Origin of the sequence: Plectonema radiosum NIES-515 (assembly GCF_025753815.1) — a bacterium.
Taxonomy (GTDB): domain Bacteria; phylum Cyanobacteriota; class Cyanobacteriia; order Cyanobacteriales; family Nostocaceae; genus Hassallia; species Hassallia radiosum_A.
On record NZ_JAOWRF010000270.1, the window covers coordinates 1 to 4,242 of the forward strand.

The 4,242-nt window shown below is 42.6% G+C and carries 4 protein-coding genes and 1 pseudogene; 1 reads left to right on the forward strand and 4 read right to left on the reverse strand.

From position 1 onward, the window contains the following. Positions 1 to 142 precede the first annotated feature (142 nt). On the reverse strand, positions 143 to 1,441 hold the full coding sequence (locus OGM63_RS18865) for a TldD/PmbA family protein (RefSeq protein ID WP_318528500.1): 1,299 nt from the start codon (positions 1,439 to 1,441) through the stop codon (positions 143 to 145). Positions 1,442 to 1,613: 172 nt separating this feature from the next. Further along, positions 1,614 to 2,477 carry a Tab2/Atab2 family RNA-binding protein gene (locus OGM63_RS18870; RefSeq protein ID WP_263747195.1) on the reverse strand — a complete coding sequence of 288 codons (864 nt, stop codon included), beginning with the start codon at positions 2,475 to 2,477 and terminating at the stop codon, positions 1,614 to 1,616. Between the two features lie 360 nt (positions 2,478 to 2,837). Here OGM63_RS18870 and OGM63_RS18875 point away from each other — a divergent pair, with 360 nt between their 5' ends. Continuing rightward, positions 2,838 to 3,092, forward strand: coding sequence for a TIGR03643 family protein (locus tag OGM63_RS18875; RefSeq protein ID WP_263747196.1), 255 nt, complete (start codon positions 2,838 to 2,840; stop codon positions 3,090 to 3,092). A 247-nt stretch (positions 3,093 to 3,339) separates the two neighbouring features. Here the strand turns inward: OGM63_RS18875 and OGM63_RS18880 are convergent, their stop codons facing one another. Both OGM63_RS18880 and OGM63_RS18885 read right to left on the reverse strand, forming a co-directional pair. Continuing rightward, entirely contained in the window at positions 3,340 to 3,693 is a 354-nt protein-coding gene (locus OGM63_RS18880) for an alkaline phosphatase family protein (RefSeq protein ID WP_318528501.1), read from the reverse strand. 86 nt (positions 3,694 to 3,779) lie between these two features. Beyond that, positions 3,780 to 4,242 (reverse strand): annotated as a pseudogene (locus OGM63_RS18885) (hypothetical protein); the annotation flags it as partial.

Here is a 4,242-nt window from a genome sequence, read left to right on the forward strand (position 1 = left end):
GTAGAATAGTTTAACTAGCGATCGCTGGATAGTCTGTGTATCCTTTTTAACCACTACCATAAAAATGGGATGGGGGGATGGGGGGGAGAAAGAATTGTCCCCCTAGTCCTCCTTGTCCCCCTTGTCCCCCTTCCCCAATCCTTCAAGTTTTTCTCCCGGTGGTGGAAAGTCCATCCACTATCAGAGACGGAGTGTAACAAGAACCATTCCAATCAGCGTCACCACCAAGTAAAACCACTTGTTTAAGAGCAGTATAGACATTACCTGCCACCATAGTATCCTTAACCCGCCCAATTACTTGACCATTTTGGACGCGGTAGCCCAAATCAATATTGATCGAAAAGTCGCCAGAAATGCCATTACCACCGCCCAAGATTTGATCTACAATCAAGCCATCATCCAACTTTTGAATCAAATATTGTAGCGAAGCGGAACCAGGCTCGATTAAGAAATTAAATAAACCAGGGGTAGGATAGCTACTTAAATCAGAGCGAAAACCATTACCAGTACTACCTGTACCTAATTGATGTCCAGTAGTGCGATCGCTGTAAAAATTTTGCAAAACTCCATTTTGGATAAACACCAAAAACTGAGTCGGTGTACCTTCATCATCAAAAGGACAGCTGTAAGGTCCAGCAATTGGGTCTTGGTATAAAGTCAGAGTTGGTGCGATTACTGGTTTACCAATCCGGGAAGTCCAAGGAGAAGTTTTTTCCAGCACTCGTTTACCATTCAAAGCAGCTTGCACAGTACCCCAAAGCATATCAGCGGCTTTAGAAGTAAATAATACTGGAACGCGACCCTTAGGGGGTGAAACATTTTTTTTTGCCCAAATCAACCGCTGTAAAATTTGGTTAGCTACTTTCTCAGGATGTAAATCACCCCGCTGAGTTTGACCATCGGCAACACTTAAAAAATCATCACCACGTACCCATTCAGCCTCTATATAAGAATTAAGAGTTGTGTCGGTGTAGTAACAATCTAAACCTTTAGTGTTGACAAGTCTAATCGTTTCCACATCGCATTCCCACTCAGCCGTACAGACAACATCTGGATAAGCATCACGAATGAGAGCGATCGCTTCAGATCCCCAGTTTACCAACACCTCTATCGGCACATCTTCCCCCAAGTCTGGGTAAGAAGACTGAGACTTGCTATTTAATTCTATAGATTCTGGTTGATTTAATTGACTTAAAGACAACGCTCGTTCCACCATTGCCGCAGCACTGACAGAACCGTAAGCCACCGTTAGTCCCGGACGCCCATTCCGCCATAATCGTAGTGCTGTACCTTCCGCTTGACTGGTTTCTAGCTGTTTTAGACGATTTGCCTCAAAAAACACAGGTCGAGAAAGCGATCGCGACTGATACACCTCAGCTGCCTCCGCTCCCGACTTGATAGCTAGTTCCAACAACTGTTCTGCTAGTGTATCTTGTGACAAATTTTCAGAACCCATGACCCTTGATAAATTTTTGCATTAGTCATTGGTAATTGGAGAATTGGGCATTGGGCATGGGGCAATGGGCATTGGGCAATTAAAAACGTGCTTTCAAAGCTAATGATAGATTCTTTCCATGCCCCATGCCCCATGCCCTATGCCCCCTTCCCTCAATTTACGGCAAATTGACCTCTTGCAACAGCCAGAAGCCAGCAAAAGATTCGGCTCTCGCATCGGACTGCACCCCGATAAAATGAACTCCGTTCGCTTTTTGCTTGGCTTCTTCAAAACTTGAAGCTTCTGCTATGGTTTGGAGATTTTTGATATTCGCCAAAATCCAGCTTTCAGTCGCACCAGTTTCTAAGACTAATCTCGTCCCTTTACTTGTGTCAAGTCTCAACCAAGCCAATTCCAAACCAGACATCCAACCCGCTAAAGGTAACGCTCTTGGTGAGAAAATTAACACACCAGGAATACGGCTTTCCGGTGATAAGTTCGCAAATTCTATCGGGAAAGATTCACCAAAGGCGATTTCCCACTCATGCATTTCCGCAAAATCCGCACCTGTTAAGGTAACAAATATCCATTGCTGTCCTTCCAAAGCATCTGGTAAACGTTGAGGTAACGGACTTTCCAAACGCACTGAAGCATTACTTGCCTCTTGATACCCAACTTCTTGAGGATACACCTGTTCCATCCGTTCTTGCAGCCATTGATTAAGCATTAAAGTGCGACGGCTAGCTTGAGCCGGAATGCCCACTTCCTCGCAAGCTTTAGTTATCATATTATTCATTTGCCGCCGGAAAAAGCGAATTTTCAGCGGTGCAACTCCGGCTTGATTAATTGCTTCTTGCAACGCTGTCCGCAACCAACCAGAATTTACCTGCGTACTGGGGCAATACTGAGCATAGCGAAATAAAGAATCAGCTTTTGTGCGCGTATCCAAAGGACTCTCGCACACTAACACCTCCCAAATTTTTTTGTTGTTCTCGTCCAAAATCGGACGAGAGTAATAATCGAGTTCCCAAATACTGCCCATGTTATGCCGTTTAAGTCTGGCGACTTCATATTTTTTCTTATATTTTCATAATATAGGGCGTTGGTTGTTCGTTTTGCTTATTCCTAAAGTTATTCTCGTAGTAAGCGCTTCAGCGCTTAAAATAAGCACTCTTCGTGCTTACTACCTATAACAAATGTTGATAGCGCAATTCCACGCCTTATGGATGATGACGATTCTCAGTTGTATTTATTAAAGTTTTAAGATATGTAAGCACAAATAGACATCTCCGGAAAAGATGTAGAGACTATTCTGTGCTACGTCTCTACAAGGGTTTTGGGCAACGCATAGTTCATTTCTGGAGATGTCTAATATGTATAGTAATATCTATGTCAAACTAAAATGAAACTACCTGAACTAGATTTAGAAACCATTGACAGAGTTATCGAAATGGCATGGGAAGATAGAACCCCATTTGAAGCAATTGAAAAACAATTTGGTTTGCAAGAACAACAGGTTATTACCCTCATGCGTCGGGAAATGAAGCCATCCAGCTTTCGGATGTGGCGCCAACGTGTTGAAGGACGCAATACTAAGCATTTGCACAAGCGAGAATTTATAGCTGGTCGATTTAAGTCAGATAATCAAAAGACTTAAGCTTGCGCTTCTCATCTTTCCCTATTAGAGACGCAAAATTTCTTCTAGAGACGCGAAATTTCTTCTAGAGACGCAAAATTTCTTCTAGAGACGCGAAATTTCTTCTAGAGACGCGAAATTTCTTCTAGAGACGCGAAATTTCTTCTAGAGACGCGAAATTTCTTCTAGAGACGCGAAATTTCTTCTAGAGACGCGAAATTTCGCGTCTCTACATGGGTTATGGACAACGCATAATCACCAGTTTTAATCAGTTGTTGCAGGTCGGGACACTCTCAATACCGTTGGTGTTAACGTATGTAGAGACGTTGCACTTGCTAGTCTCTACAAGGGTTTTGGGTTCACAAATATTCTTAACCGAACCGTATTGGGGACACTCTTCTAGACCGTGCATTTCATGACACTGATTGAGTATAATGTGGCTGTAGTTGGGAACGTTGCCCCTTTGTAGGTCTTTAGCAAGTTGGTCAAAAGCGACAATTTTATTTTGCAAGTTCGGATCGTCCTGGACACTTTTAAAGCTGATAAATCCATTGTGCTTTGAAGCATAAAGCGGACGTTGAGCATTGGGAGAAACGATCGCTTTTGAACCAGGATTAGGTATATCTTCAAAATATCCTAATCCTGGTTAGACCTTTCTCCTCTAACTGAGTCATCAAACTTTTAGAAGCGACGGTATGGTTAACATAATCAGATTTGCGATTCCTTATGACAAAACTGGTCTGAACTACCAGCTTGACAATAAAAAGCGTCATCGTCATGGATGCCAAAAGTGTCGCCACCTAACATTGCGATATAATTAGCTTCACTGGGATGGACTTGAGCGTGGAAATTAGCAGCTAAGTTATAAGTTTTCGCTAATTGATTGATTATTGGTGCGCTGGGATTACCGATAATCTGGTCGTAAGACTTGTTTTCTTCAATAATGACAAAGATACGATCGTATTTAGGAATCGCTTTATCTTCGTTGGTGGGAACTGAAGTGACTAGTGTTGTGTTTTCCGCAAGAGGCTGTTTTGCATTTTTATAGCGGTTCTCATTTGAATCACATACATGTTCAAAAAATAAATGTAGAGACGCGAAATTTCGCGTCTCTAGGTGTATTGCAGGCAATTTCGCGTCTCTAGGTGTATTGCAGGCAATTTCGCGTCTC